This is a genomic window from Verrucomicrobiota bacterium (assembly GCA_021413925.1).
Lineage (GTDB): Bacteria > Verrucomicrobiota > Verrucomicrobiia > Chthoniobacterales > UBA6821 > UBA6821.
This window is the reverse complement of sequence record JAIOPL010000002.1, coordinates 19,971-46,928: the sequence shown is the minus strand read 5'-3', so window position 1 is coordinate 46,928 and position 26,958 is coordinate 19,971. Positions and strand designations below refer to the sequence as shown.

Sequence of the window (26,958 nt, the reverse complement as noted above, 5' to 3'; positions counted from 1 at the left end):
CTTCTAGAGAGCAGAAGGGTTGCAGGTTGCATTTTTCCACCAAGGAAACAGCCAAGGACGGGCGAAGGGAGCGCCTGGGGCGCGGTAGATGGGAGACAGGGTGACAGAACGGTTGAAGGGGAAGTCTCGGGAACCTGAACCAGGCGTTGACGGGGGTTGGATCTGGGAGTATGAATGAATCGTGCAATGCGTTGACCGAGTTACTGTGGATCCGGCCCAGTGCGGGGGACGCCCTTGCATCAGGGGTATGCGTATTCGCGTCAAGGATGTGCTCGAAATGTTGGCTGATGGAGCCTCGCAAGAGGAGATTCTGAAGGACTTCCCTGATCTTGAGGCCGAGGATATCCGTGCGGCGATCGCCTATGCCGCCCGGTACACCGATCACCCTGTCCTGACGGCTGCCTGACCGATGCGCTTCCTGGTGGATGCGCAGTTGCCGCCCGCACTGGCACGCTGGCTCGGGGAAAAGGGATACTCAGCGACCGCGGTGAGGGATGCAGGTTTTCTAAAATCCGATGATGGGAGCATTCGTAACTTTGCCAGGGATGGCGGCTGGATTGACCCGAGAAGATGGGAAGAGCGCGACGCTGGTTAAAAGTGAAAGGTACGAAAGTGGGAAGGTGCGGAAGGGCTGAAGGGGAAGTCGAGGAACGAAGTGTCGAGCGTCGAGGGCAGTTTGAAAGGCTGACACGCAGACACGCTGAAATTCTAAAAAACTGACCAGTTGACAAGAATCGGCCTGAGGGAGATCGAAGTTTCGGAAGAGACTGGAGACGCTGACGGGGATCACCCGGGGAGCCAGCAGGGATCAAGATCCAGGGATTGGTTGGAGACCCTGGCAGTAAGTTGCTCCGCTGGCGCCCCCATCCCAAGGATGTACCCCCGGCTTGCCCCCAAGTCATCAAGCACTCCCTCCAGTCGTCTAGCATCATGCGGGTTGGTGCCGCTGTTGGCCTTGATCTCGATCGGGATGAGTTCCCCTCCTCTATCCATGACGAGATCCGCTTCCTGCCCCGTTGCCGTTCTCCAGAATGAGAACTGGGTATGGGGTCGAACGAGCCGTTCACGTCGGATCACATCCTCCATAACAAAGCCCTCCCAGCTGGCTCCCCGTGCCGGATGGACATCCAGCTGCTCCGGGGTCCCGATATTCAGCAGATGGTGCAAGAGGCCGGTGTCGCGGATGTAAACACGGGGGGATTTCACGAGGCGCTTCCCTATGTTCCGGAAATAGGGTGGCAATCTCCGGATGAGAAAAACCCCTTCTAACAAATCAAGGCCATGCTTGACGGTATGGTAGCTGACGCCGAGGGAGTTTCCCAAGGCGGAGAGATTCAACAATCCCCCCTGCTGACCAGCCATCATGGTCAGTAAACGCCTGAGAAAAAAAGCATCAGGTCGATAGCCGTAGGCCGCCAAATCACGCTGAAGAACCGCCTGCAGATAAGGTTCCCACCAGCCTCGGAAGTCACCTCGCACGGCCTCGGGAAAGCCTCCCTTGATCCAATGTTCGGACGTAGCCAACCCGGTCTCACATGGGGTCAGAGGATCGAGATCGATGATGCCAACGCGGCCAGCCAGTGACTCGGAAATCCCCCGCACCAGCGCGGGCTGTGCAGACCCGAGGATGCAGAAGTGGCACTTTCCATCCCCCCTTCTCGCGTCGATCTCCCCTCGAAGCGCGGCAAAGATCTCCGGCACACTCTGCGCCTCGTCCAGGATGGTCATCTCCCCGAGCATGGAGAGCTCGTGCGCCGGATCCGCGGAATACCTCTCTCTCACGAGGGGCGACTCAAGATCCCGATAGAGTGCATGACTAAATACTTCTCTGACCAAGGTGGTTTTCCCTACCTGACGCGATCCCAAGACAACGATCGCCGGAAAGTTGGATGCGAGCTTGATAAGCCTCTGCTGTGCAAGTCGTTTCCAGTTCATTTTTGCAAATTAGAGGACAGACTTCTGTTTTGCAAGTTTATGCGCGACGGGTTTCACTAGTTGGAGATGGTGGATAGAAGTTTGGGGAGAGCGAGATGCTGGTGAAAAGTGAAAGGTACGAACGTGGGAAGGTGCCGAAGGGAGCGCCTGCGGCGCGGTAGATAGGAGATGGTAGATAGAAGTTTGGGGAGAGCGAGACGCTGGTGAAAAGTGAAAGGTACGAACGTGGGAAGGTGCCGAAGGGAGCGCCTGCGGCGCGGTAGATGGAAGACAGGGGACAGAACGGTTGAAGGGGAAGTCGAGGGACGAAGGTCGAGCGTCGAGGGAACCTGAACCAAGCTCCTGGGAAGGAGCGCCTAGGGAGCGGAAGCTACCCACCCAATAGGGCTGAGAGGGGAAGGGTTGACAATCTCTCCTCAAAGCCCACCGCCGAGGAGCCTGCGTATACGAGGTAGCCGTGATGGAAACGCTTCCCTGCGACCTGTTTGAGATGCCGGAGTCCTTTGAAGTGAGATCCATCAACCCCCCCGGAGAGTTTGATCTCGATGCCGCAAATCCTGCCGTCCTCGCCTTCGATCACAAGATCCACTTCGTTCTGGTCGTGAGAGCGGTAATGGTAAAGCCTGACCGGTTTCCCTGCCCATCCGGCCGCCTTCGAGACTTCGCCGATGACCAGGGTCTCAATCATCTGGCCGAGCAGGACGGGATTGGCAACCAAAGCTGTCTCGTCCACTCCGGCAAGGACGGAAGCAATACCTGTGTCTGTCAGGAAGATTTTCTGCTGACGCGCCAGCCTTGCCGTCGCACCACCCGACCAGGCAGGAAGACAATCGGTCAGAAAGACCGCTTCCAGCAATGCCAGATAGCGCTTGATCGATGTCTGTGGGGCTGCCAGTACCCTGGAGAGATCGGAAACGTTGAGCAGGGTTGCTGTCCGTCCAGCCAGGAGCGTGAGCAGGCGGAAGACCTGACTGACGTTCTCCACACGACTCACCTCAAGTAGGTCGCGCTCGATGATCGTCTGCACATAAGAGCGAAGCCACCGGCGCGCGGCCTCATGGGATGGACGTGCAATGGCTTCAGGATATCCGCCACGCACGATGAGATCGGCAAGTTGGGCGTGACTCTTGGCGGAACCTGAGGGCATCCATGGCTCTGGGCCAAAGAATCTCCCTATCATATCCATACTCGCTCCAGCGATCTCGCTCCGGGAGAGCGGAAGCAGGGTCAATGTCCTCATACGGCCCGCCAAGGTGTCAGCAACGTGGGGAAGGGCCGTGATTTCGGCCGATCCGGTCAAGAGAAAACGTCCGGGCTTGCGCTCGCGATCAACGGCCCGCTTGATGGGGAGGAAAATGCCGGGCACTCTCTGTACCTCGTCGATCGTGATCTGATCAGGCAATCCCTCGACAAATCCCTGGGGATCACTCTGAGCTGCGGAAAGTACCACCAAGTCGTCCATGGTCATGTAAGTCCTGTTCCCCTGGAGATGTTGAACGAGGGTGGATTTCCCCGCTTGGCGAGGACCTTTAAGAAAAACAATAGGATCTTCCCGAAGGCTTTGCTCTAGGATTGGAAGAAGCGCCCGAGTAATCATGGCTGATAATTAACCATAGCGTGGTTATATTTCAACCGCAAAGAACAGAAGAGAAGGCTGAAGGGGAAGTCGAGTGACGCCGTAACGCAGGCCGATAGGCCGAGGCCGGGCAAGCAAGGTCGAGCGTCGAGGGACGCAAGGAAACGCAGAAGGGATTGCTCCCTAGACGTTCTGAAGCGGGTTCCAGACCCGCGTGAAGCCGAATCCCTCAAAGTCCTTGCCGTTGGCGGTAGCGAATTCACTCACCCCGAAGTGCCGTAGGGTCATGGCAAGACGGGCGTCGATGATGCGCCGAATCGCGAAGTCGCGCCCGCTCGCCATGGCCCATACCTCGCCCATGACGGGAGCGTTCTCGACGAGAGTCCAGTTTGGATTGGAGCGGAGAGCTTGGCAGAATGCCCCGGCCTCCTCGGCAGCATACGGGTTTTGCATGATCCGGGAGTTGCGGAGCTTGAGGTAGGTCTCCACGAGCATCAGCTCGCAAACCACCACATCCTCGCGTTCTGCAAGCGACTCTAGGAAATCCCTAGCCGCGGTGTTCTCTGCAGAGTCGAGGTTGGAGGCGTGGACTAGGATATTTGTGTCGAAGGAAATCATGAGCGGTCAGGCGGCATGGGGTTACTCACCGTGAGCCAACTCTGTCCATTCTGTTTCTGGAGAAAGGAAAGCACCTCCATGCCGGGCCGCGGGAAGTTTCCAAGCACCGAGCCGCTTTCCAGACGCCGGCTGGGTTGCCAAGAACATCTCCGCAGAGCGGCGTAGCGTCTCGGCTAGGGACCACTCCCTGTCGGAGGCTAGGTTCTTAAGTTGCCTGTAAAGGGCGTCGGGCAGCTGGATCTGCGTCTTGATCATGATGGATAATCTCCATCGGAATTGATATGATGTCAACTTGCTTCCTTGGATGATTGGACGGCGAGCATAACGGGATCGACCCGAGAAGATGGGAAGAGCGCGACGCTGGTTAAAAGTGAAAGGTACGAAAGTGGGAAGGCGTTGAAGGGCTGCAGACTGCAGTTTTACCACAACGCCGAGTGCCCGGCTGGGCACGGAGTAGCCTGCGAACCAAGCCTCCGGGGGGGGGGGGGCGCGGGAGAAGCCCTCCAAAGGAGGGATCCCGACGGGACGGCACTGCTTTGCGGGAGCAAAGTGACGTTCAAGCAGTCCGTAGGACGATGCTCGTGGGAACGAGATCGGCAAAGGAGGCAGCCAAGGACCGGCAAAGGGAACTGAATAGTCCTGAGGCACCCTGCCCGGGCAAGGGCATGGACGCAGTGCCGCCAGCGCTGCGGGGCGGTTGCGGGATAAGCGTCTCTGCAAGCGTACTTGCGAGAGCGCATCAGCTCAGCAACCCAGCTCCGTCCTGACGGAACCCATTCCAGGTCTTCGGACGAATGGTTTTCACTTTCAGATTTTTCAGCTTTTCAGCTTTTCCCCAACTTGGAACCCACTTGGATCCCCTTTGCTTCGATCGCTCCCAGGATCTGAACCCTCCGGGCTCTGCGTCGGCGCATAGGCTACACCGTGCCCCCCGGCACTCGGCGTTGTGGTGAATATCCTTCTTTGTTCCTTGTTCTGCGTGAGCTCCCTGCCTGCCCGCTTAAATCAGTGAGGATCCACCAAACTAGAGATCCAACTTCCCCAACAATTCATCCATGGTCAATCCGTGATGGGCTGAAATACTTTTTAAGATTCCAGAAAGGGTTCCGGTCTTGATGGGGCGATGGTTTGGGATGACTTCCTTGTTGGGACCATTAACCTCAGTAGCAATACTGATATGCGAACCCCTCTGTCGGACCACTGCGTATCCCATGACCTTCAGTGCCTTGACCAGCTCAGATCCAAGGATATCGCGGGGAAGCTTCATCGTGCCATCACTTCATCCCTGACAAAGTGAAGGCGGATGACGCTGGGTGATTCAGCTTCATCCTCGAAGTAGCACTCTACCGCTTCTTTCACCATGGATCGCACTTCTTCCATGGTCTCTCCCTGAGTATGGATGCCAAATCCAAGCGCCGAGGCGGTATAGCCCCCCTCAGTCTCGTCTTCCCTGACCTCAAAGATGATCTCACTACTCATGGGGAGCAACTTAGCTCGAGCATCTTAATGCTGCAAGCAGGGGCTTGCCTTCCAAGCGTAGAACGCGGTGCTGGCAATCAGGTCATCGCCTGCCTCGACCTGATCGGCCAGGATGCGCAGGGCAAGGGCTTCAACGGATCGTATTGCCTTGTTGCGTGTCACGCCGTAGCTCATGCAGCCCGGAATCATAGGAATCTCGGCAATCCATCGACCATCTTCCTCCTGATCTATCTCAATACGAATAGGCATGACGCAAAGTTACACCTAAGGGCATGAACAGCAAGCCGTGCCGCCCTTCGGGCTACGACTGCGTCGTAGTCTACCGCGGCGGTTCCCACCGCCTTGGTTCACTTTTCTACCTTTCACTTTTCTACCTTTCACTTTTTTACTTTTCACTTTTCACTTTCCCCATGTCCTCCTCTCTAGATCGTCTTCACGTCTTCATCATGGCGGGAGGGAGTGGTGAGCGCTTCTGGCCCGCCAGTCGCACAGCGACTCCCAAGCATTTGCTAAAACTTCTGGGTGAGCAGACCCTTTTAGAACAAACCGTCCGCAGATTTGAGGGAGTTATTCCCTTTGAGCGGATCTTTATCCTGACCAATGTCGCCCAGATCGAGGCGACGCTGGCTGCCGTCCCATTCCTTCCTGCTGAGAACATTATTGCCGAACCGGCCAAGCGCGACACGGCCCCAGCCGCTGCACTCGCGACTGGAATCGCCAGAAGCCGCAATTCCGATGCTATCGTTGGCCTCTTTCCGGCGGATGCCATGATCCATGATACAACCGCTTTCCGGAGACAGCTGACCGAGGCGACGGAATTCGTGGCAGTGAATACCTCCATCCTGACCTTCTCGATTACCCCGACCCATGCCTCGACCGGCTTCGGCTACCTCCAACTTGGAGCGCCGATTTCCGCACCGGGCACCACCCGTATCGTCTCCGTCGAGCGCTTTATTGAGAAGCCGCATGCCGACCGTGCACAAGACTTCTTCCTTGGAAAGAAGCATGGGTGGAATGCCGGGATGTTCCTTTGGCAGGCCGCGACCTTTCTGGAAGAGTGCCGTAAGCAGCAGCCCGAGCTGGAACGCTTTATCTTGGGATTCCCATCCTCGGGTTCCGTGGGTTCCTTTAGCGCCTATCTTGCAGAAGCTTTTCCCAAGCTTCCCAAGATCTCCGTCGATTTCGCTATCATGGAGAAGGCCACCAGCGTCGTGGCAGCTATCGCCGAGTATGACTGGGATGATGTTGGTTCCTGGACCGCCCTCCCTGATCACCTCGGCAAGGATGCTCAGGAGAATACCCTGCAAGGCCGGGTCGTTACCCTCGACGCCGGGCGCAATATCGTCGTCGCCGGCAAGCGGACGATCGCCCTCTGCGGGGTAAGCGACCTTGTGGTTGTCGAGACAGAGGACGCCATCCTTGTCTGCCACCGCAACGCCGTTCAACAGATCAAGAACTTGCCTCTCCCTCCGGAGCTGAAGTGAAGCCCGAAAGGCTGTAGCGGTTTAGGCTGTAGGCTATTAGAGCGTTTTTGATTTATTCTGACGCTCTGAATAAGGGTGGGAAAGAGAGAATGAATCTGGAACTCATCCGTAACGGCTGCGAAGCAACGGCCGGGCCAGCCAACTCAGGAAACAATATTCCTTTCGTTTGATTCGCTCGTTCCCACTCGTCTCACCCTTTGGGCTACCTTCGGTAGTCTATCCCAGCCTCTCCCAAGGCGCGGTATTCTGAGTTCCAGATTAATCATGCAGTCTCCCCTCAAGCGACAGATTGACTAGAAGATGCTCTAGATCAGAAACTGAAAATCTCCCGCAGTGATGCCCAGCAAGGTTTTCAGAAAGGACCAATCCCTATTTCTTTAATGGAGCGCCGAGTGATGCCAGCCACTCCCTTTGCTGCTCGGGAGTCAGCAGATGAAGAAGACTCCTTGCAGTCGTGCGATGGATCTGATGCAGGTCGATATCACTGCGAAGATTGGACTTCTTGCCAGCCAGAAAGGATTTCTGGACCTCGGCAGCCTTGGCAGAGTCAACGGAGCGGATTTCAGCGGCCTTATGGCGCTGATTGGGTGTTAGTTTGAGAAGATTCTGTTCGCTCGGTGAAAGGAGAAACAGTCCTCCTTGGAACTGTCGTTCGATCTCACGGAAGCGGATCCTCTGGGCAGGTGTCAGGATCCTGAGCACACGCTGATTGCAGGAGGCGTGATAGGAGGCGAGTTTCTTCTCTGCCTTACTGTCGAGAGTGGTATCGAGCAGACCAGTAGCCGAGACAATGCCAACCTTGGCCCTGCACTCGGCGCGAATCGCATCGATGCGGGCCTTCTGGATGGGGGTGAGTTTCAGATCATTGCAGACGGCTGGTTGGTTTAGCAGGACAGGCATGTAGGAAATGCTGTCGGACGTCGAGGCGGTGGGGATCGTGGCTGATGAGGCGGATGCCAGAGTCAGGGCAAGTAGTGGCAGGAAAAGGAAACGTTTCATTGGATATCTGAAAAATTGGAGTTGCTAGCTTGAAAACGAACAGCAAGGGCATCGTTCCAACGATGCCCCGACTGGCGATTAATAGCCTTCGAATAGGGATTTCGTGTTCGCGTTTGGATCGCTGAACTTGGGCAGGCCCATCTTCTGACCACTCAGAACGAGCCACTGTTTTTTCTGACTCGCGGTCAGGACAGAAAGCATCTGATTGGAGGAGCCGCTCTGGATCTGGCGGCGCTTGATGTCGGACCAGAACGGGGAAAGCTTTCCAGAGGCGGACTGGGAGTTGAGCGCAGCGACCTTTGCCGTCGAGGATTGGGCGATCCCGGCAAGCTGCTGCTGCTGCTGGGTGGAGAGACCGAGCAACTGCTGCTCGGAGGGCGAGGTCAGAAGATTGCCATTGAGCATCTGGCGCTCGATCTGGCGGAGGCGATCCTGTTGGGAGGAACTAAGAACGGCGAGTGCACGCTGGTTGAATTTCTTCCTCAAGGACTTCAAGTCCCAGTTGGCACGGATTCCGGCATCCTCATCAGCCATGCCGATCGCGGTGATTTGCTTCGCGCGAGACTTGTACTCGGTCCTGAGGGAGTCAAGCAGGGCGCACTGCAGGGAGGAGAGCTTCAGATCCTGACGGACAGGATCGAGTCCCAGCAGCACGGGTACCGAGCCTGGATGATCATCGCCCGCTCCCCCCACCTTTGCTGAGGTGGGAACCTGTGCCGTGGCACAACCCGTAAGAGCTGCGGCCAGGAGAAGCGGAAGGAAGCGTTTGATCATCATGGGAAGGGTAGGACTCGAAAAGGTAGTATAGAGTACGTGATCAGCAAGCCTGAGCGATCATGCCCTCGAGCTTGACGATGTCGGCGCCGAACTTGCGGATGCCCTCGGCCAGCTTATCGGTGGCCATAGCATCTTCGTTCAAGAGCCAGCGGAAGCTCTTCTCATCGAAAGGAATCCGCTCGATCTCCATCTCCTTGGCGGCCTCGGGGCTCAGGACGCGGGGCATCGGCTCCGTGGACTGCTCCAGCTTCTCAAGGATATCAGGGCTGATGGTGAGGAGATCGCAGCCTGCAAGCGCAACGATTTCGCCGGTGTTGCGGAAGCTGGCACCCATGACCTGGGTCTCGTAGCCGAACTTCTTGAAGTAGTTGTAGATCTTGTGCACCGACTGGACACCAGGGTCCTCCATGCCGACATATTCCTTGCCGGTGGTCGCCTTGTAATAGTCGTAGATACGACCGACAAAGGGAGAGATAAGACGTGCCTTGGCCTCGGCGCAGGCGACAGCCTGGGGCATCGAGAACATGAGGGTCAGGTTGCAGTTGATGCCTTCCTTCTGGAGAATTTCAGCGGCACGGATACCCTCCCAGGAAGATGCGATCTTGATCAGGACGCGCTCGCGGTCGATGCCAACGCTCTTGTAGAGGCCGATCAGATAGCGGGCCTTCTCGAGGGTGGCCTCGGTGTCAAAGGAGAGGCGGGCATCCACTTCGGTGCTGACGCGACCGGGTACGATCTTGAGAATCTCACAGCCGAACAGGATAAGCGTGTCGTCGATAATCTTCTTCCAGAGAGCAGAACCGGAGAGACTGGATCCCTTGTTGTCGGCGATCGCCTTGTCGAGAAGCGTGCGATACTCAGGCTGGAGAACAGCCTTTAGGATGAGCGAGGGGTTCGTCGTGGCATCCTGGGGCTGGAACTTCTTGATCTCGGCGAAATTGCCCGTGTCGGCGACAACGGTGGTGAATTGCTTGAGGGCTTCGAGTTGGTTCATGCTCATATCCGACAAGTGATGAGCTTTCTCCCCACGAAAAGCAATTCCTGAATTGTATCGGAAAAGATGCTTCCCCGATAAAATCTCCCAAATCCCCCTAGAGATGCTCCTCACCCCGCAGGCTGCGCAGATGAATGGTCTTTACCTCAAGATCATGCACGGCCCTGATATACCGGACCGTCTTGCTCCGGGAACGCATGAGGATCGAGTGCGTGATGGCGGTCTTGCCGATCAGCTTCACCCCGGGCAGCATGGGACTATCACTGATGCCGGTCGCGCAGAAGATGGCACTGTCACCATGGACTAGGTCATCACGGTGGTAAACGCGCTCCAGATCGGCGGGAGTCAGCGTTTTTAATAACTCCGCCCGCTCCTCCTCATCACGAGGCCACATGCGCAGCAGGATATCCCCTCCCAGGGCTTTCAGGGCTGCCGCAGTCAGAATTCCCTCGGGAGCACCTCCCCGTCCCACGTAGAGATCGATCCCGGAATCATGCAGGGAAGGAGCCACAGCCGCCGTGATATCTCCATCGGCGATCAGTCGCAGCGAGGCGCCAGCACGACGCACGGCATCCGTGTAAGTTTGATTGCGGGGGCGGTCCAGAACCGTCACCACTAGTTCGCCGATTCTTTTTCCCAGAGCCTTGGCGACATGCTCCAATGTCTGCTCGAAGGGGGTCATCCAGCGAGATTGGCGCGATAGTACCGTCGAGGATGCAGCGCTCCACGCGGGCACCATAGGCCAACTTTTCCACATAAAAGCTCGGGATATTGACCATGCTGCGCTCCTTGCCATCAGGGACAAGGACTGCGGACATGACGGAAATCGAGTTGGGCATCCCCTTGGAGATGTTGCTGGTCCCATCGATTGGATCGAGGGCGATATCGAAACGGGGATCCCCCTCCCCCCAGCGACCCAACTTGTCGCCTAGAAATATCCCGGGAGCATTGTCCTTGATCCCCTCTCCGATCACGACCTCTCCGCGGATGTCGACCAGATCGAACATCCCCTTGATGGCGTCGCAGGCGGCCTCATCGGCAGCCTCCTTGTCACCTCTCCCCATCCATTGCATGGAGTGGAGGGCCGCGTTTTCCGTGGCGCGGACGAACTCGAATTCGACCATCCTCTCAAGATCCTTGGTTTCGCTCATGAGAACGTTTTTGGGGGTTGAAATATTCAGGCGTTGGCAAGCGAGGCCCGAATAAACTCGTCGAAGAGCGGATGCGGTGCCTCGGGCTTGCTGAGGAACTCCGGGTGGAACTGTACGGCGATGAACCAGGGGTGGTCGCGGTACTCGATGATCTCGACAAGTGAACCATCCGGAGAGGTGCCGGAAATGACCAAACCCTTCTCCTCCATGCGCTCACGGTAGGCGTTGTTGAACTCGTAGCGGTGACGGTGACGCTCGGCGATCTCAGGCTGCCCGTAGATCTTGTGAGCGAGCGAATCGGCCTTCAGCAAGGCGGGCCAGGAACCGAGGCGCATCGACCCACCCTTGCCGGTCACTTCCTTCTGGTCGTCAAGCAGCGCAATGACGGGATGCGGGGTCGCGGGTTCAAACTCCGTACTGTTAGCTCCCTCCAATCCGCAGACATTCCTGGCAAACTCGATCGTCGCGATCTGCATGCCTAGGCAGATGCCGAGGAAAGGAATCTTGTTCTCCCTGGCATACCGGGCGGCTGCAATCTTCCCCTCGGTCCCACGGTCGCCGAAGCCACCGGGAACAAGGATACCAGAGACACCACTCAGAAAAATTTCGGCCCCCTCAGCCTCGATCTGCTCGGCATCCACGATCTCCAAGTCGACGCCGCAGTCGTTGGCACCTCCCGCATGGCAGAGCGACTCATAGATGCTCTTGTAGGCATCCTGCAACTCCACATACTTGCCGACCACGGCGATCTTGACCCGTCGTGACGGATTCACGATTGAATGGACGACCATCTTCCAGCGCTCCATGTCGGCCGGTCGCGTATCCAGATGGAGAAGCTGACAGACCTTCTCATCCAGCCCCTCCGTCTGCAACATCAGCGGGAATTCGTAAATGGAGTTCTCGACATCCCTTGCCTCGATCACCGAGCTGATAGGAACGTTGCAATAGAGGGAGAGCTTTTCGCGGACATCCGTTTCGAGCGGCTTCTCGGTGCGGCAGATCAGCACCTCGGGCTGGAGCCCGATCTCGCGCAGCTTGGCGACGCTCTGTTGGGTCGGCTTGGTCTTCAGCTCACCGGCGGCCTTGATGTAGGGGACGAGGGTCACGTGCATCAGGATCGCGTTCTCATGACCTACCTGCAGGATGAACTGACGGATCGCCTCGAGGAAGGGAAGGCCCTCGATGTCACCGGTGGTGCCGCCGATTTCCGTGATGAGGATGTCGGCCTTGCCGGTCTTCTCGAAGCTGCGAATACGGCTTTTGATCTCGTCGGTGATATGGGGGATCACCTGGACCGTCTTGCCGAGATAGTCGCCGCGGCGTTCCTTCGCGAGGACCGTCTCATAGACCTGGCCGCTGGTGAGGTTGTTATCACGGGTCAGCTCGCATTTCGTGAAGCGCTCGTAGTGCCCGAGATCGAGATCCGTTTCAGCTCCGTCGGCAAGGACATAGACCTCGCCGTGCTGGAGGGGATTCATCGTGCCCGGGTCGACATTCAGGTAGGGATCGAGTTTCTGCAGCGTCACGCGCAGCCCGCGATGCTCCAGCAGAGTACCCAAGGAAGCGGCCGCGAGGCCCTTTCCGAGAGAACTGACCACACCACCTGTGACGAAAATATACTTCATGGACTAGGGATCATAGGGAGGCCTGTCGGAAAATCCAGCTCGGCCATCGGCACGGCGCAAAATTTCCCGTCGAGTCCCACTCGGAGAGATCGCTTCCCTAGAATGTCAAGCCGAGTACCCGCGCGAAAACTTCCTTGCGCCGCCCATGTTCCTCGTCGCTCAGGACCGAGACCATGGTTCCGAAATCCTCCTCCGGAAGCTCCACCCAGGAGCGGCAGCCTCCGAAACTCGCCTGCATCGGGAGCGTGGTGGCAGGTTCCAGTCTGTAGACACGGACAAAGGCCACATTGATGCCGTTTCCGCCCAGGGATCCTGAACCCGTATCGTAGACAAAACGCTCCTCGATCACCGAGGCATCGAGCACGTGAAGCTCGCTCAGGCAATGAGCGGTCTCCTTGTCGGCAATGCGACCACTCCATTCGAGATGAGCTGCATAACTCACAGTCACCTGATCGGGTGCCTGTTCGGGAAGGGCGACATCTGCTTTGCGGATCTTCTCCACCTGGCCATGGAACCACGTGGGAAAGAGATAAAACTCATTGTGATCGAACCCGAATCCGCTCTTCCCCTCGGCGATTCCTCCCTTGCGCAGAAGGACACTCTGCTCACCGCTCCCGAGAGCTTCGCAGACAAGGGCCCACTCTTTGAACGCAATCGGCATGGTTTTACAATACTCCCGAGGGCGACACTCCAAAAGCAAATTTGATTTTCCCGCAGAGGCGCAGGGACGCAGAGATTTTTGGAACTGGTTTAAAAATTCTGCCCTCTGAGTTCCCTATTAATTATCCCCTTCATCCCTGTAAATCCTATTTCCCTAACTCTGCGACTCAGCGCCTTGTAGGTCTCGGAATATGGAGATTCAAGGAGTTATTCGCAAATGCCCGGAAGGGCAAGGTAGCGGCAGCCCGAGTCGCACAGCTCGGGCGCTGGCGCTAAGCCAGAGCTACCGGTTTGGGAAGAACTCCGTTTTCCTTCCAATCCCTTCGGCCCGAAGGGAGCAGATTTTGCAGGAAAACTTTCCCGATCTGGCAAAGGTTGGGAGAGCCAAGAATCCCCGACCCTCTAGCCTGAGGGCCGGGGAAGCTGCGGGAGAGATCAATCTGCGCCTCGAACCGGCGTTAGCCGAGTTCAACGCGGAGCAGCGATCCCCTGCAGCATCTTGGCTTCATCTCAAACAGTTGACAGAGCCGCACGCAAAATAGCGTGGTGAGCTCACCTCCACAAGACCGAGAACAGCCATGAACACGCAGAACACAGCAAACATCCATTACGTCGCCATCGACGTGTCTAAAGCCACCCTGCAAGTCCAGGACGACAAGAAAGCCTTTACCGTGGAGAACAACTCCATTGGGCATCGCAAGCTTCTCGTCCACCTCAAGGGGTGTCAGAAGCCTCTGGTGGTTTATGAGGCTTCGGGGGGCTACGAGCGAGAGCTCGCTGCCTTCCTTGGCAAGTCAGCCATCCCGCAGGCAATGCTCAACCCGGCAAGGGTTCGAGACTTTGCCCGTAGCGAGGGGGTTCGGGCCAAGACCGATCCCATCGATACCCGGATGATCCTGGCTTTTGCCAAAAGCAAAGCCTTGGAAGCCATTGATCCCCCCTCGCAGGAGAGCCTCAAGTTGGCGGCCCTTCTCGACCGGCGGGAGCATCTGGTAGAGCAGATGGCTAGGGAGAAAAACCGCCTCCAGAACAGTGAGGCTCTCATCCATCGATCCATCAAGCGCATGATGAAAATCCTCGAAAAGGAGATTGCCGTGATGGACAAGGCCATCAGCCAACTCGTGGACTCCACGCCCCTCCTGAAGTCACGTTCCCTGACCATGCAGTCGGTCAAAGGGGTGGGCAAGGTCACTGCTTGGACTCTGCTGGCCTATCTCACCGAGATGGACCACCTGGATCGCAATAAACTCGTCGCCCTTGCTGGCCTTGCACCCTTCAACCGCGACAGCGGCAAGATGTCGGGCAGAAGATCCATCCAAGGAGGCCGAGCCAAGGTGCGTAAGTGCCTCTATATGGCCGCCCATACCGCAGCCTCCTGCAACCCGGTGATCTCAGCCTATGTCCAAGGTCTTCGAGACAGGGGAAAACCCTACAAATGCGCCATCGTCGCGGCCATGCGCAAGCTCCTCATCCACCTCCAATGCCTCATCAAAAAATCACAACTTGCCCCTTGCTAAAAACCACAGTTGCTCTGCGCGAGACCCTTCAGTCGGTTTACTTCCAGAGTTCCGGATTAGATCCTTACTGCGCGTTTTTCTTGCCCGGTGACGACTGCATCAGAATAAACTAAAAATGATCGAGAGCCTGCAGTGCGGCCGTGTGGATGTCCCTAACTGCCACGCCATGGAGGGCTGCCGCTTCCGCACAGGAGGAGAACTCCGGTGATCGCTGGAGGATCTCGCCTCGGAGGGTGCCGATCTTGACCTGGATTTTTCCATAACGTGTATCGACCTCCTCAAAGTGGCGCTCAAGCTTGAGGCGCTCCAGGCGTTGATGCCTGATACCGAATGCCGTCGTTTCCCTGAGCATTCTTTCGGAGAGTTCACCCACTTTCTCTTCATGACAAAGGACTTCCAAGATCCATCCCGAACGTCCTTTTTTCATGACAGTAGGTGTGAGGGTGGCGTCGAGCGCACCCGCGCTGAGCAGTGCATCAAGAGCGCTGGATGCATGTTCCGGACTCAGATCGTCCAGGTTGCAACGGAGTTCCACCACTTCATCGGTATGGGAGAGATCCGACTGAATGGATTCTCCCAAGATCAGACGGAGGGCATTGGGACGAGTGGGTGTGTTCCGAGAGCCAAGTCCATATCCGATAGAGGTCACCGTCATCTCGGACATCGGGCCGAAGCTTCCTGAAAATTCGGCCAGGATCGCTGCCCCTGTCGGAGTGATGTGTTCCCAAGGTTCCTCGACCTGACGGAAGGGAATACCTTTCAGAATCGCTAGCGTCGCCGGTGCCGGTAGTGGGAATGTGCCGTGCGCGCAATGGATGTGTCCGGAGCCCTCGATCAGCGGACCGCAGGTGATCTTATCGATCGTCAGATAGTCGAATCCCGCGCAGGCGCAGACGATGTCCGCAATCGAATCCTCCGCGCCGACTTCGTGGAAGCTCACGTTTTCAGGAGGGACGCCATGCACCCCGCCTTCGGCGATAGCTATCCTTCGGAAGACAGCAAGAGCACGGGTTTTTACTTTCTCGTCGAGGGAGCTCTTTTCCAGAATGGAGATGATCTCGGCATGATTGCGCCCGTGATCGTGATGGCCATGGCTCTCGTGGTGGTCGTGATCATCGTGAGAATGAGAATGTCCGTGATCATGATGATGGTGAGCGGTCTTGCTCGCCCCACCTCCTTCATGGCCACTCACGAGAAAGCGCCATCCGGAGATGCCGTTCCTGTCCCCGCGTTCGAAGCGGCATGAGGGAAGTTCGACAGCCAGTGCCCTCAGTGCGTTCTGAAAAACCTCCTCGGGAACCCCGAGATCTCTCAGTGCAGCAACGGACATGTCGCCGCTGATTCCGGCAAAGGCATCGATATGAAGGAGTTTCATGATGGTTGGAGTCTGGCAGGAGGAAGGGTTCCGTCCATCCATTCACATCTACTGCTCCAGGATACGGCAATGCAAAAAAATTGAAGCATCATGTCGCCAAGTCAGGGCATGTTTGTTTTAATTTTTATTCTTCAATTTGCCATCAATGCCTCAAGACTCCAACGGATCCATCACCGCACAGAATTCCTCTCTCTACAACGTGGAGGGATGGTCCGAGGGATATGTGAGGATCAACGATGCTGGTCATGTCACCATGCGGCCTCAGAGAAAGGAGGGCGAGGAGATCGACTTGATGGAAATCGTCGCCGAAGCCGGGGACCGCGGACTGCGCTTTCCCCTCTTGGTGAGGTTCCATGACCTGCTGCGCGACCGAGTTCGCAGGCTGAACGAGTCATTTGCCAGGGCCATTTCTGAGTGCGGATACAAGAACCAGTACCGCGGGGTTTTCCCCATTAAGGTCAATCAGCTCTGCGAGGTTGTTGAGGAGATCGTCGATGCTGGACTGCCCTACCATTTCGGTATCGAGGCCGGCAGCAAGCCCGAGCTGATTGCCGCTCTGGCCGTCCATTCTGATCCCGAGAGCCTTGTGGTTGGCAACGGCTACAAGGACGACGAGTTCATCCGGGCGGCTCTCATCGGCATCAAGCTCGGGAAGAAAGTCATTCTTGTCGTGGAGAAGTTGGAAGAGTTTCACCAGATCCTCGCCGTTGCCAAGCAGGTCGGAGTGACTCCCATGATAGGCGCCCGAGTCAGGCTTCTCTCCAAGGGAGCTGGCAAATGGGCCACCAGCGGTGGAGAGAATGCTAAATTCGGTCTCTCCACAGCTGATCTTGTCTTGATGAGCGATACGCTTCATGCCGAGGGCATTCCCAACGCGCTGGTGCTTCTGCATTACCATGTCGGCTCCCAGGTTCCAGATATCCAGACGATCAGCCGCGCTACGCGTGAGGCCGCCCGCTTCTATGCCAAGCTCAAGAAGATGGGCCACGCACTCGGCTATCTCGACGTGGGTGGTGGGCTCGGAGTTGACTACGACGGATCCCGCACGAGCTTCGATAGTTCCAGGAACTATTCACTCCACGAGTACACCCGCGACATCGTCTACAATATCATGGAGGTCTGTGACTCCGAGCAGGTCGAGCATCCCGTGATCGTGAGCGAAAGCGGTCGTTTCATTGTGGCGCCGCACTCGGTACTCATCATTGAGGCGTTCGGCTCCATCGAGAAGCAGAGTCATGGAGCCGAAGTCTCGCCCTCTCCGGAGGATCCCAAGCTGGTTTCCGACATGCTCGAGATCTTGACCGGACTCAATGAGAAGCGTCGTTTGGAAAATTTCCACGATGCCCAGCAGATAAGGGATCAGGCGCAGTCGATGTTCGATCTCGGCCTGCTCGAGCTCCGCTCCAAGGCAAAGATCGATACCCTGTATTGGCAAATCGCCGCCGCGATCGTGAAACTCCATGCCGGGATGAAGCAGGTGCCCGAGGAGGTGAGGGAACTCGAGGTGGCTCTGGCTGACCAGCTTCTCTGCAACTTTTCTGTCTTTCAGTCCCTGCTTGATCATTGGGCCTTGGGACAGCTTTTCCCAGTCATGCCGATCCACCGTCTCGATGAGGTTCCGGAGCGTAGCGGCACACTCGTCGATATCACCTGTGATTCCGACGGCAAGATGGCCAAGTTCATTGACTTCCAGGATGTGAAGGAGACCCTGCCTGTGCATGCCGTCCGGCCCGGCGAGCCCTACTATCTGGGGATTTTCCTTTCCGGAGCCTATCAGGACATCATGGGGGATCTGCATAATCTCTTCGGTCGGGTGAACGAGATGCATGTCTTTCTCGATGAGGATGAGGAGGCCGGCTACTACATCGAGGAGGTGCTTCCCGGCAATACCATCGACCAAGTACTGACCCTCACTCAGTGGGACACCAAGGAGTTGGCCCGCAAGATCAAGTCCCAGGCCGATGCCGCGCTCAAGGGCGACCGTCTCAAGCCCAACGAGGCGATGCGTCTCGCCGACGAGTACGAGAAGATGTTCCAGTCCTATACCTACTTGGATTTCAACGCGCGTCGTCCCAATGGGTCGATGAGCTCAGCAACAAAAGCTTCCGATTAATCCCTATGAGCGATCCTGCCCTTCTCAAGCATTCTCCTCTCGAATCAGCCCATGTTGCCTGTGGCGCCCGCATGGTAGAATTTGGCGGATGGTACATGCCGGTCCAGTACTCCGGCATCATGGAGGAGCACCGCGCTGTCAGGTCTGCCTCGGGGATGTTCGACATCTCCCACATGGGGGAAGTTATTGTTTCAGGGCCCGGTGCCCTGGCGTGGCTGGAGAGTCTCTTGACCAACCGCGTCGGCAAGCTGGCCGTCACCCGGGGTCAATACACCCTCATGCTTGATGAGAAGGGGGGGGTTATTGATGATCTCATCATCTACCGGACGGGAGAGTTATCTTATTTTCTGGTGATCAATGGTGCTTGCCGCGATCTCGATCTCGAATGGATGCATGGTCATCTTCCTGCCGACGGTTCCGTTGTGCTGCAGGACCAAGGTAACGACTATGCAGCCATTGCTCTCCAGGGACCCGATGCAGAAAAGGTTCTGAGAGGACTCTATCCTGTCTGCGACATCCCGAAGCGAAACGGCATTGCTCCGCTTATCTCTTCCGAGGGGATCGTTCCCTCACTTGTCGCCCGTACAGGATATACCGGTGAGGATGGGTTTGAACTCTTTGTTCCTGTGGCGCATGGCATCGCGCTTTGGGAGCGCCTTCTTGCCGCTGGAGTGAAGCCTTGTGGCCTTGGATCCCGAGACACCCTGCGGCTTGAGATGGGTTATCCGCTGAATGGCTCGGATCTCTCCCGTGACCGCACCCCGCTAGAGGCAGGTCTGGATCGCTTTGTTGGCCTCGATGATCCCGCGAAGGGTGATTTTTCGGGGCGTAAGGCTCTGGAGCAGCAGCGTTCAGAGGGCCTCCCCTCTCGGTTGACACCCCTCAAGCTTTCCGTGCAGGGTCCGCCGCTCCGTTCCCATTATCCTGTTCTGGCCGATGGAGTTGCATTGGGTGAAACCTGCAGCGGCGCCCTCTCCCCGAGTCTGGGTGAGGGGATCGCCATGGCCTATCTTCCCGAGGTCTGTAGAATCCCCGGAACGCAATTAGAAATTGAGGTGCGAGGTCGCCGTTACGCCGCTATCATTGCAACGCTCCCTTTCTACAAAAAGCCCTCTCTTTGAACCCTCCCTGTAACATAGAAACCGCCAACACAATCGCCAACGCATGAACGTTCCAGCAGACCTCCGCTACGCCAAGACTCACGAATGGATCCGTCAGGAGAATGACATCATCTCTGTCGGGATCACCGACCATGCCCAGGCGGAGCTGACCGATATCGTCTATGCCGAGCCTCCGAAAGTTGGTGTCGAGGTGAAGGCCGGTGCGACAGCTGCCGTCGTCGAGTCAGTGAAGGCTGCAAGCGATATCTACTCGCCACTCTCCGGAGTCGTTACCGAGGTGAACGATGCGCTCACTTCCAATCCCGCTCTCCTGAATACCGATCCTTTCGGTCAGGGCTGGATCTTCAAGCTAAAGGCTTCCAATCCTGCCGAGATCGACGCTCTTCTGACCCCCGAAGCCTACACAGCCCAGATCGGTCAATGAGTACCATCGGGGCTGACCAACTAGACTCTGTTCTCTCCCGCGGGCGCTTCTCCCGCCGACATCTCGGTTCCCACCATCGGGAAATCCGAGCAATGCTGGAGACTCTGGGATATGCCTCTCTCGAGGAGCTGATTGCAAAGACGGTTCCCGCCGAGATCAGGAGCGCAAAGCCGCTGGATCTTCCCCCAGCTGCCAGCGAGGAAGAGGCTCTTGCTGAGCTACGCGAGATTGCTTCCAGAAACGAAGTGCGCACCTCCTACATCGGGATGGGATATCACGGCACGAACCTGCCCACCGTGATTCAACGGAATATTCTGGAGAACCCAGGTTGGTACACGGCCTACACGCCTTACCAGGCTGAGATCTCGCAGGGGCGCATGGAGGCTCTGGTGAATTTTCAGACCATGGTCTGCGACCTGACAGGCATGGCGATCGCGAATGCCTCGATGCTGGATGAGGCGACTGCCGCCGCCGAGGCCATGGCGATGTGTCATGACCTTAAGGGTCCCCAGGGTATTCAAGGCGGAGTATCCTTCTTTGTCTCGGAGAGTTGCCATCCCCAGACCATCTCCTTGCTCCGCACCCGCACGGAACCGCTGGGCATCGTATTGATCGTCGGCAGTGAAGATCAGATCCCGACATCGGGTCTCTGTGGTGGAATCCTCCAGTATCCGGCCACGGATGGAGCGATCATCGACCCGACTTCATCGATTGAGAAAATCCATGCCGCCGGCGGTCTCGCCGTGGTCGCCTCGGATCCACTGGCCCTGGTCCTCCTGAAGCCTCCTGGTGAGTTCGGTGCCGACATCGTCGTTGGTTCCTCTCAGCGCTTCGGTGTCCCTATGGGATACGGAGGCCCTCATGCCGCATTCCTAGCTGTCCGTGACGAGTTCAAGCGCCGCCTGCCGGGCCGCTTGGTTGGAGTCTCCCGTGATGCCGATGGCAATCCCGCCTATCGCCTCACGCTCCAGACCCGCGAGCAGCATATCCGCCGCGAGAAAGCCACGAGCAACATCTGCACCGCCCAGGTTCTGCTTGCTGTCATCGCCTCCATGTTTGCCGTTTACCATGGTCCGAAGGGGCTTCGGGAGATCGCCGAGAAGATCCATCTCCATGCCCTCAAGCTGGCCTCACTACTTGCCAAGAACGGCTGGTCCGTCAGCAACGCCCCCTTCTTCGACACTGTCCGGGTAAACATGACCTCTGCCGAATCCTCTTCACTCTGTTCCCGCGCGGAGAAAGCCGGTATCAATCTCAGGTTCCTTGGCGACACGGCCGTGTCCGTTTCTCTCGATGAGACTTCCGGTTCCATTGATGGGTTGATCGAACTTTTTGGCAAGGGGCCCGGCAATGTGGTGAATGATCCACTCTCCTGGCAGACTCCCGATGCTCTCCGACGCACCTCGGACTATCTGACTCATCCGGTCTTCAATACACACCACACCGAGACCGAGATGCTCCGCTATATGCGCCGCCTCGAGGCCAAGGATCTCTCTCTCACCACTTCGATGATCCCACTCGGATCATGCACCATGAAGCTGAACGCGACTTCCGAGATGCTCCCTGTCACCTGGGAGACGATAGGAGGCCTTCACCCCTTCGTCCCGATAGAACAGGCCAAGGGTTATCAAGTCATCTTTGAGCAACTTGAGCGGTGGCTTGCCGAGATCACCGGCTTCCATGCCGTCTCTCTCCAGCCGAACGCAGGTTCCCAGGGAGAATACGCCGGACTGCTCGTGATCCGTGCCTATCACCGTTCACGAGGCGATATGAACCGTATTGTCTGCCTCATCCCTGTTTCCGCTCATGGGACCAATCCAGCCAGCGCCGCTATGGTCGGCATGGAGATCGTGGGAGTCGCCTGCGATGCCGATGGGAATGTCGATGTGGACGACCTCCGCGCCAAGATAGAGATTCATCGCGACCGTCTCTCAGCCCTCATGGTCACCTATCCCTCGACCCACGGCGTCTTCGAGTCCCGGATCAAGGAGATCTGTTCGATGATCCATGAGGCGGGAGGTCAGGTCTACATGGACGGAGCAAACATGAACGCCCAGGTCGGACTCTGCAGTCCTGGTGACATCGGGGCGGATGTCTGTCATCTGAACCTTCACAAGACCTTCTGCATCCCCCATGGAGGGGGCGGTCCAGGAGTGGGTCCGATTGGCGTGGCTAAGCATCTCTCTCCATTCCTGCCCGGACATTCCGTGATCCCGACCGGCGGTTCCCAAGCCGTCTCCGAGGTCAGCGCCGCGCCATGGGGCAGTGCCAGCATTTGCGTCATCAGCTGGATGTATCTTCGCATGATGGGCCCAGACGGACTGGCAGCAGCCAGCGCCATTGCCATCCTGAATGCAAACTACATGGCCAAGCGGATCGAGTCCTATTTCCCAGTCCTCTACAAGGGCGCCAACGGCACGGTCGCCCACGAGTGCATCCTAGATCTCCGCGAGTGGAAGGCCCGAGCTGGTATCGAGGTCGAGGATGTGGCGAAGCGCCTCATCGACTATGGCTTCCATGCACCGACCATGAGCTGGCCCGTTGCTGGAACCCTCATGATTGAGCCGACCGAGAGCGAATCGAAAGAAGAACTCGACCGCTTCTGCGATGCCATGATAGCGATTCATGGGGAACTCACGGCCATCGAACGGGGTGAGCTCGACAAGGCCGATAATCCTCTGAAGCGGGCTCCCCACACGGCTCTTACCGTTACCTCCGACGAGTGGAATAGACCCTATTCACGCGCGCAGGCCGCTTATCCTGTAGCATGGCTCAAGAAACATAAGTTCTGGCCCTCAGTCTCGCGTGTTGACAATGTGTACGGCGATCGGAATATTTTCTGCAGTTGCTTGCCGGTTCAGGAGGACTAGTCCCCCCTGAGACGCCATTCAGCATTTATTTTTAAGGGCAGTTAGCTCAGCGGTAGAGCGGCTCGCTTACACCGAGTTGGTCGGGGGTTCGATCCCCTCACTGCCCACCATTTTTTAACTGGAATATTCCGAGGAAATCCAGGCAAGCGCCTCGTCTCGAGAGTTGAGAGTGCCCTCAAGTTGAAGGGTTTGAATGGCCTGGAGGATTTCCGCGAATTTCTTGCCCGGTTTCCAACCAAGTCCGATCAGGTCGTCGCCGTTGAGAAGGGGTGAGGGAATAAGCGGCTGATTGGCGAACTCCTCACGCCTGGCAATCAGTAACGCATGGTTGTCGAGCATTCCGTGGCTGGCCAGACAGTCGACGCGGTGGAGTTCGAGTTCATCGTCAAACGTAGGACGGGCCATCATGCGCTTGAGCGTGGCAACGCGCATGTTCGGGACATCCTTGAAGCTCATGTGGAGTCTGACCGCCGGAATCACGTCATCGATGATCTCATTGGAGAAGCGTAGCCGCTTCATGATCCGAATACTCATCTCGGCGCTGACGCCCTCATGTCCATTGAAGCGGATGCGGCCGGTCTCATCGACAAACCGTGTCGGGGGTTTACCCAAGTCGTGGAAGAGCACCGAGAGCACAAGAGGCAGTGAGACAGTCGGCGGTAGAAGGGAAATCATCAGTCGCGTATGGACAAAGACATCCCCCTCGGGATGGAAGTCCGGCGGTTGATCGCAACCCTTCAGTGTCTCCATCTCGGGCAGGATCATCCTGAGTAGGCCGCTTTCATCCAGCAGGTCGAATCCTCGAAGCCGGTTCGGTGAGAGGAGGATCTTGCAGAACTCGTCACGGATCCGTTCGGCGCTGACGGCATGAATCTCAGGGGTCCACTGCAGCACTGCACTCCAGGTTGGGGGATCGATGGCGAAACCTAGGGTTGTTGCAAAACGCACGGCTCTCAGTAGACGGAGCTTGTCCTCGGCAAAGCGCTCGGAAGGATTCCCAATCGCCCGGATAAGGCGCTTCTTCAGATCCTCGCGTCCCCCTACAAAATCCAGGGTTTCTTCGCCGATCGGATCGTAGAAGAGACCGTTAATCGTGAAATCGCGCCGACTGGCATCCCCCTTGGCATCCGTGTAATGGACGCTCTCGGGATGCCTGCCATCATGGTAGGTGCCGTCTCCACGGAAGGTGGCTACCTGGATCTCGGCCCCTGCCTCCAGCACGACAATCACACCGAACTGTGCACCGACGGGGACAGTCCTGGGAAAGAGTGCCTCCACTTGCTCGGGTCGGGCGCTCGTGGCCACATCGTAGTCATGAGGTTCCAAGCCGAGGAGGCGATCCCGAACACAGCCCCCAGCATAGAGTGCCTCGAAGCCCTTGGCGCGAAGCTTCTCCACGATGGATCGTGCGGCGGCTTCACTCATGACAATATCGTGCCTCTTTTCCAATACTTGGGGCAAGACGGGAAGAAACTCACAGGGATGAAGGGGATAAAAGGGATATGACTAAAAGAGCGAAGATTTTCGGCATCTTTAAAGAATCCCCTTCATCTCCTTTATCCCTGTAAATCTATTTAGCTGAGATGGAGCGTCTGAGGGCGTCGCCTATTGAATAGAGTGCGAGCAGTGTTGTCAGCAGGGCCAATGAGGGGAAGAGAATCATCCACCAGGCTCCCTTGAGGGGATTGATGGATGAGGCACCCTCGGCGAGCAGGGAGCCCCAGCTGGATTGTGGAGCTTGGACTCCGAGACCTAGGAAACTCAGGAAGGCCTCGTCGATAATGACAGAGGGTATGGCTAGGGTGAGATAGACAAGGATGATGCCGGCAAGATTGGGAAGGAGGTGCCTCCAGAGAATCGTCCAATAGCCCTCTCCCAGAACGCGCGCCGCGGCCACATAAGAGCGCTCTCTCAGGGTGAGGGTCTGGCCCCGTACGATCCGAGCCATCGTAAGCCATTCAATGATCCCTAGGCTCAGGATTAGGATGACTAGGCGCGATGAGGCGACCAGGCAGTCCCAGCCATGGTTACTTGCAGCCAACTGAAGACGCTCATTGAATGCATTGATAAAGATCAGGATGAAAATCAGGCGTGGAACCGAATAGAGAATATCGACCAAGCGCATCATGGAGTTATCAACGCCCCGGCTTGAAGACCCTGCGATAAGGCCGTAGGAGGTGCCGATGATCAGACTGATGCCAGCGCCACAGATGCCGACAAGTAGCGAGATCCGTCCCCCTTCAAGTATCCGCAGGAGAAGATCACGGCCATTTAGGTCGGTTCCACAGATGTGGGTAGCACTGGGTGCTGCATAGGTCTCCGTCCCTGGCAGTGCGAAGGAGTGAGGGAAAAGAAAGGGACCGACAAGAACCGCAAGGATCATTCCGCAGAGAACTATCGCCGGAAGCCTTGCCGATCTGGGGAGTGAGAGAATCATGATTCCTGGATCCTCCGGTCCAGCAGGCGGTAGGAGAGATCGACCAGTAAATTGAAGATCACCAGAAGTACGCAATAGACGATGACCACGCCTCCAAGCAGAAATCCATCGCGGTTCAGGATGGAGTTCACGAAGAAGCCCCCCGCACCGGGAATGTGAAAGATCGTCTCCACGACGATCGAACCAGTAAGCAGGTTGGCTGCCAGGGGGCCGAGGTAGGAGATCACGGGCAGGATCGCCACGCGCAGGGCATGACGATAGACTACGGCACGTTCGGAGAGCCCCTTCGCCCGGGCAGTGCGAACGAAATCCTCGACCAATGTCTCCCTGAGGCTGTCGTGTAGCAATCGGGCGATCACGGCGGCATAGGGAATCGCGAGGGTCACCGCCGGGAGGATCAACTGCATTGGTGATCCCCAGCCACCCACGGGCAACCAGGAGAGCTTGATCGCGAAGATCAGGATCAAGAGGGGGCCTAGCACGAAGGAGGGCAGGGAAATCGCCAGCAGCGTCATCGCAAGTGCACCCCCTTCCACAAGGGTTCCCGGACGCGCGGCGGCGAAGGCTCCGAGCCAGACACCGGTTGTAACGGCAATCAGCAGGGCTGCGGCACCAAGTGTCAGCGTGACAGGAAGGGTCTGGGCCAAAATCTCGTTGACCGAGCGGTTGCGATACTTGGTGGAGAGGCGCAGATCGCCATGGATCAGATCTTTCAGATAGCCCGTGTATTGACCCAGAATCGGACCATCCAGCTTGTACTTCGCCAGAAGCTGCTTCTCGATTGCTGGCGGCAGTTTCCGTTCCGAATCAAAGGGTCCTCCCGGTGAGAGACGGATCAGGAAAAAGGTAATCGTCACCACGCAGAACAACACCACGGGAAGTGAGGCGATGCGGCGGATCATGATGCCGAAAGGATGAAGGCAGAATGATGAATTATGAAGGAAAAGCCGCCAAAGCGGCTTCAATCCATAAAAACTCTCTGCGCCTCCGCGCCTCTGCGCGATACAACTGTATTTATTCTGTCGGAACCGCTGCGGCGACGATCTCGGCGAAGCTGCGAGGATCGAGGCTAGCCCCTCCCACAAGCGCACCGTCGATGTCGGGCTGGAAGAGGAGTTCGCGAGCGTTGTCCGCCGTGACGCTTCCCCCATAGAGGATGCGGGTTTTTGCAGCGATCTCCGGGCCTGAGACCGTTGCCAGATAGTCCCGGATAAACTGATGGGCCTCCTGGGCCTGTGCCGGAGTGGCTGTGAGGCCTGTGCCGATCGCCCAGACGGGCTCGTAGGCGATGACAATCTCCTCGAGTTGATCCGTGGTCAAACCAGTCAAGGCTCCGCGGAGTTGGGCTTCCAGAATGGCCTTTTCCTGACCGGCTTGGCGCTCCTCAAGGGTCTCGCCGACGCAGAGGATGGGGCGAAGTTCGGAAGCAAGTGCAGTCACGACCTTGCGATGTACAAGTTCGTCTGTCTCACCGAAGAGACGGCGTCGCTCACTGTGGCCAACCAGGACATAGCGAACGAAGAGGTCGCGCAGCATGGTGGCCGATATCTCGCCTGTGTAGGCCCCTTTGACCTCCGGAGACATATTCTGTGCGCCGAGGCGGATCTTCTGGGTGCCACCCAGGATTTCGGAGGCCTTCGCAAGGGCCGTGAAGGGAGGGATGATAGCGATGTCGACGTTATCGATTCCCTCCGTTTCCAGGCGAAATACCTCAAGGTAGGGGGAGACCTCCGAGGAGGTCATATTCATTTTCCAATTACCGGCGACGAATTTTTTGCGTGGGATTGCCATGATGGATTTGAA

25 protein-coding genes, 1 tRNA gene and 1 pseudogene are annotated in these 26,958 nt (G+C 57.2%); 9 read left to right on the top strand and 18 right to left on the bottom strand.

The genetic code is table 11. From position 1 onward, the window contains the following. Positions 1 to 178 precede the first annotated feature (178 nt). On the top strand, positions 179 to 406 hold the full coding sequence (locus tag K8R57_01085) for a DUF433 domain-containing protein (GenBank protein MCE9586892.1): 228 nt from the start codon (positions 179 to 181) through the stop codon (positions 404 to 406). Between the two features lie 3 nt (positions 407 to 409). Beyond that, a complete protein-coding gene (locus K8R57_01080; GenBank protein MCE9586891.1) occupies positions 410 to 595 on the top strand; it encodes a DUF5615 family PIN-like protein in 186 nt (61 codons plus the stop codon). A gap of 191 nt (positions 596 to 786) precedes the next feature. Here K8R57_01080 and K8R57_01075 read toward each other — a convergent pair whose 3' ends face one another. From K8R57_01075 to K8R57_01045, 7 genes are all read right to left on the bottom strand, one after another. Further along, on the bottom strand, positions 787 to 1,935 hold the full coding sequence (locus K8R57_01075; protein ID MCE9586890.1) for an ATP-binding protein: 1,149 nt from the start codon (positions 1,933 to 1,935) through the stop codon (positions 787 to 789). Between the two features lie 370 nt (positions 1,936 to 2,305). Beyond that, entirely contained in the window at positions 2,306 to 3,532 is a 1,227-nt protein-coding gene (locus K8R57_01070; GenBank protein MCE9586889.1) for an ATP-binding protein, read from the bottom strand. A 162-nt stretch (positions 3,533 to 3,694) separates the two neighbouring features. Then, positions 3,695 to 4,129: a type II toxin-antitoxin system VapC family toxin gene (locus K8R57_01065; GenBank protein ID MCE9586888.1), complete on the bottom strand. Its 435-nt coding sequence runs from the start codon at positions 4,127 to 4,129 to the stop codon at positions 3,695 to 3,697. Between the two features lie 21 nt (positions 4,130 to 4,150). Next, positions 4,151 to 4,384 carry an antitoxin gene (locus K8R57_01060; GenBank protein ID MCE9586887.1) on the bottom strand — a complete coding sequence of 78 codons (234 nt, stop codon included), beginning with the start codon at positions 4,382 to 4,384 and terminating at the stop codon, positions 4,151 to 4,153. A 769-nt stretch (positions 4,385 to 5,153) separates the two neighbouring features. Continuing rightward, positions 5,154 to 5,396, bottom strand: coding sequence for a type II toxin-antitoxin system HicA family toxin (locus tag K8R57_01055; GenBank protein ID MCE9586886.1), 243 nt, complete (start codon positions 5,394 to 5,396; stop codon positions 5,154 to 5,156). Next, the gene (locus K8R57_01050) at positions 5,393 to 5,608 is read right to left on the bottom strand and encodes a 2-oxoisovalerate dehydrogenase (protein ID MCE9586885.1); all 216 of its coding nucleotides are present in this window, start codon (positions 5,606 to 5,608) and stop codon (positions 5,393 to 5,395) included. The genes K8R57_01055 and K8R57_01050 overlap by 4 nt, the downstream gene beginning before the upstream one ends. A gap of 24 nt (positions 5,609 to 5,632) precedes the next feature. Further along, a complete protein-coding gene (locus K8R57_01045; GenBank protein ID MCE9586884.1) occupies positions 5,633 to 5,857 on the bottom strand; it encodes a type II toxin-antitoxin system HicB family antitoxin in 225 nt (74 codons plus the stop codon). A 161-nt stretch (positions 5,858 to 6,018) separates the two neighbouring features. Here K8R57_01045 and K8R57_01040 point away from each other — a divergent pair, with 161 nt between their 5' ends. After that, complete coding sequence (locus K8R57_01040; GenBank protein ID MCE9586883.1) at positions 6,019 to 7,092, top strand: NTP transferase domain-containing protein; 1,074 nt, start codon at positions 6,019 to 6,021, stop codon at positions 7,090 to 7,092. 369 nt (positions 7,093 to 7,461) lie between these two features. Here the strand turns inward: K8R57_01040 and K8R57_01035 are convergent, their stop codons facing one another. The 6 genes and pseudogenes from K8R57_01035 to K8R57_01010 all read right to left on the bottom strand — a co-directional run bounded on the left by K8R57_01035 (position 7,462) and on the right by K8R57_01010 (position 13,299). Continuing rightward, entirely contained in the window at positions 7,462 to 8,091 is a 630-nt protein-coding gene (locus tag K8R57_01035; protein MCE9586882.1) for a hypothetical protein, read from the bottom strand. 78 nt (positions 8,092 to 8,169) lie between these two features. Then, positions 8,170 to 8,868 (bottom strand): hypothetical protein, encoded by a 699-nt coding sequence (locus K8R57_01030; GenBank protein MCE9586881.1) that lies wholly within the window; start codon positions 8,866 to 8,868, stop codon positions 8,170 to 8,172. Positions 8,869 to 8,908: 40 nt separating this feature from the next. Then, positions 8,909 to 9,862, bottom strand: coding sequence for a transaldolase (gene tal, locus K8R57_01025; protein ID MCE9586880.1), 954 nt, complete (start codon positions 9,860 to 9,862; stop codon positions 8,909 to 8,911). 97 nt (positions 9,863 to 9,959) lie between these two features. Next, a pseudogene (gene glpX, locus K8R57_01020) lies at positions 9,960 to 11,013 on the bottom strand (class II fructose-bisphosphatase). Positions 11,014 to 11,039: 26 nt separating this feature from the next. Then, positions 11,040 to 12,638, bottom strand: a complete 1,599-nt coding sequence (locus K8R57_01015) for a CTP synthase (GenBank protein ID MCE9586879.1) — start codon at positions 12,636 to 12,638, stop codon at positions 11,040 to 11,042. Between the two features lie 97 nt (positions 12,639 to 12,735). Beyond that, positions 12,736 to 13,299, bottom strand: a complete 564-nt coding sequence (locus K8R57_01010) for a DUF1802 family protein (protein ID MCE9586878.1) — start codon at positions 13,297 to 13,299, stop codon at positions 12,736 to 12,738. Positions 13,300 to 13,876: 577 nt separating this feature from the next. Here K8R57_01010 and K8R57_01005 point away from each other — a divergent pair. Then, positions 13,877 to 14,815, top strand: a complete 939-nt coding sequence (locus K8R57_01005; protein MCE9586877.1) for an IS110 family transposase — start codon at positions 13,877 to 13,879, stop codon at positions 14,813 to 14,815. A gap of 109 nt (positions 14,816 to 14,924) precedes the next feature. Here K8R57_01005 and larC read toward each other — a convergent pair whose 3' ends face one another. Next, a complete protein-coding gene (gene larC / locus K8R57_01000) occupies positions 14,925 to 16,190 on the bottom strand; it encodes a nickel pincer cofactor biosynthesis protein LarC (protein ID MCE9586876.1) in 1,266 nt (421 codons plus the stop codon). Between the two features lie 145 nt (positions 16,191 to 16,335). Between larC and speA the strand changes: the two genes are divergently transcribed. The 5 genes from speA to K8R57_00975 all read left to right on the top strand — a co-directional run bounded on the left by speA (position 16,336) and on the right by K8R57_00975 (position 22,828). Then, entirely contained in the window at positions 16,336 to 18,303 is a 1,968-nt protein-coding gene (gene speA / locus K8R57_00995) for a biosynthetic arginine decarboxylase (protein ID MCE9586875.1), read from the top strand. 5 nt (positions 18,304 to 18,308) lie between these two features. Further along, positions 18,309 to 19,424, top strand: coding sequence for a glycine cleavage system aminomethyltransferase GcvT (gene gcvT, locus K8R57_00990; GenBank protein MCE9586874.1), 1,116 nt, complete (start codon positions 18,309 to 18,311; stop codon positions 19,422 to 19,424). A gap of 43 nt (positions 19,425 to 19,467) precedes the next feature. Continuing rightward, on the top strand, positions 19,468 to 19,848 hold the full coding sequence (gene gcvH, locus K8R57_00985) for a glycine cleavage system protein GcvH (GenBank protein ID MCE9586873.1): 381 nt from the start codon (positions 19,468 to 19,470) through the stop codon (positions 19,846 to 19,848). Then, positions 19,845 to 22,718: an aminomethyl-transferring glycine dehydrogenase gene (gene gcvP / locus K8R57_00980; protein MCE9586872.1), complete on the top strand. Its 2,874-nt coding sequence runs from the start codon at positions 19,845 to 19,847 to the stop codon at positions 22,716 to 22,718. Before gcvH ends, gcvP begins: the two co-directional genes overlap by 4 nt. 35 nt (positions 22,719 to 22,753) lie before the next feature. Then, a tRNA-Val gene (locus tag K8R57_00975) sits at positions 22,754 to 22,828 on the top strand. Positions 22,829 to 22,832: 4 nt separating this feature from the next. Here the strand turns inward: K8R57_00975 and K8R57_00970 are convergent. From K8R57_00970 to tpiA, 4 genes are all read right to left on the bottom strand, one after another. Then, the gene (locus tag K8R57_00970) at positions 22,833 to 24,143 is read right to left on the bottom strand and encodes a CCA tRNA nucleotidyltransferase (protein ID MCE9586871.1); all 1,311 of its coding nucleotides are present in this window, start codon (positions 24,141 to 24,143) and stop codon (positions 22,833 to 22,835) included. Between the two features lie 145 nt (positions 24,144 to 24,288). Then, positions 24,289 to 25,155, bottom strand: coding sequence for an ABC transporter permease (locus K8R57_00965; protein ID MCE9586870.1), 867 nt, complete (start codon positions 25,153 to 25,155; stop codon positions 24,289 to 24,291). Beyond that, positions 25,152 to 26,057 (bottom strand): ABC transporter permease, encoded by a 906-nt coding sequence (locus tag K8R57_00960; GenBank protein ID MCE9586869.1) that lies wholly within the window; start codon positions 26,055 to 26,057, stop codon positions 25,152 to 25,154. The genes K8R57_00965 and K8R57_00960 overlap by 4 nt, the downstream gene beginning before the upstream one ends. Before the next feature lie 112 nt (positions 26,058 to 26,169). Next, positions 26,170 to 26,946 (bottom strand): triose-phosphate isomerase, encoded by a 777-nt coding sequence (tpiA, locus tag K8R57_00955; GenBank protein MCE9586868.1) that lies wholly within the window; start codon positions 26,944 to 26,946, stop codon positions 26,170 to 26,172. Positions 26,947 to 26,958: the final 12 nt, after the last annotated feature.